General features: G+C 66.8%; 1 protein-coding gene. It reads right to left on the reverse strand.

All coding sequences use genetic code 11. The features are described 5' to 3' along the window. Window positions 1-108 precede the first annotated feature (108 nt). A complete protein-coding gene (locus ABT061_RS48270; protein ID WP_350930446.1) occupies window positions 109-1,347 on the reverse strand; it encodes an IS701 family transposase in 1,239 nt (412 codons plus the stop codon). Between the last annotated feature and the right edge of the window lie 70 nt (window positions 1,348-1,417).

Genomic DNA, 1,417 nt, shown 5'->3' on the forward strand with positions numbered 1-1,417 from the left:
CTAGTAGTGCTTTGTTAGGTGGTTAGGGCGGTCTTTGCTGGCAGGTGGGGCATCGGCCTGTCCAGGTGGCCAAAAGGGCTTGGAGCTCTTTGAGGATCATGTAGAGCGTCAGGCCGCCCCGACCGCTTTTGGGCTGTTCAACCGCAGCTCGGTGCAGAACAAGTGAGCGGCACTGACCAAGGTGACGTGGCGGTGCCAGCCGGTCCAGGAACGGCCTTCGAAGTGGTCCAATCCCAGGGCCGTCTTCAGTTCGCGGTAGTCGTGTTCGATCCGCCAACGGATCTTGGCCAGGGTGACCAGCTCGGCCGGTGCGATGCCGGCCGGCAGGTTGGACAGCCAGTACTTGATGGGTTCGCTCTCGTCGTGGGGCCATTGCGCGATCAGGTGGCTGATCGGCAGCGAGCCGTCGTCGGCCGGGCGGGGTTTGCGACCGGCCACCCGGACCGGCAAGATCACGAACTGCGAGGTCAAGCTCCCCTTGGAGCCATCACGCCAGGTCAGCGTGGTCGCCGCAGCACGTCCGGCGGCCAGCACATGCTCGCGCAAGCTGATCGGCTTGGTGCGATAGCGCGGCTTGGGCCACGGACCTGACCCGCGGTAAGGCGGCGTCTCGGGCTCGGCGTGTACCCGGTGAGCGGTGATCGCCCCCTTGACCTGCAGCACGTAGCGCAGATCCCGCTCGGCCAGCGCGGCGCGCAGGTGCGCGTTGTCGCCGTAGGCGGCATCGGCGACCACCACCGGCGCCGTCAGCCCCCAGACAGCAAGCTCATCGAGCATCTCCAGGGCCATCTGCCATTTGGGGCGATGCCGTTCGGTGGCGGGGATGGCGCACCGGGCACGGCGCGCGCCGATCTGCTCGGCCACCTGCGGATCGGCGGCTTGGTTCTGATCCCAGGAGGCGGGCAGAAACAGCCGCCAGTTCAGCGGGCAGGAGGACACATCGGTGATGGCGTGCACGCTGACGCCGATCTGGCAGTTACCGACCTTGCCCAGTGTGCCGGAGTACTGCCGGGCCACCCCCGGTGACCCCTTACCGTCCTTGACGAACCCGGTGTCGTCGATCACCCACGCCCGCGGAGCGACCGCCTGGACCGCGCGAGCGGCCAGGCACTGGCGTACCGCGGCGAAGTCCCAGGTGGAAGAGGTGACGAACTGCTGCAACCCTTGGTGATCCACCCCCAGGCGCTCGGCCATCGGCTGCATCGACTTACGGCGACCGTCCAAGAGCAGTCCCCGCAGGTAGGTGATTCCCTTGGCCCGCTGATCCGAGCGGGCCAAGGGGGTGAACACCTCAGCGGCGAACGTCTCCAACCGCCAGCGGATATGAGCGAGCTGTTCGGGGGTCACGCCCGCATCGAACCACCACACGACCAACCCGACCAGCCACAACAGGCTGACCTAACAAAGCACTACTAGG

It is taken from the genome of Streptosporangium sp. NPDC002544, assembly GCF_040295965.1.
In the GTDB taxonomy this organism is placed as follows: domain Bacteria; phylum Actinomycetota; class Actinomycetes; order Streptosporangiales; family Streptosporangiaceae; genus Streptosporangium.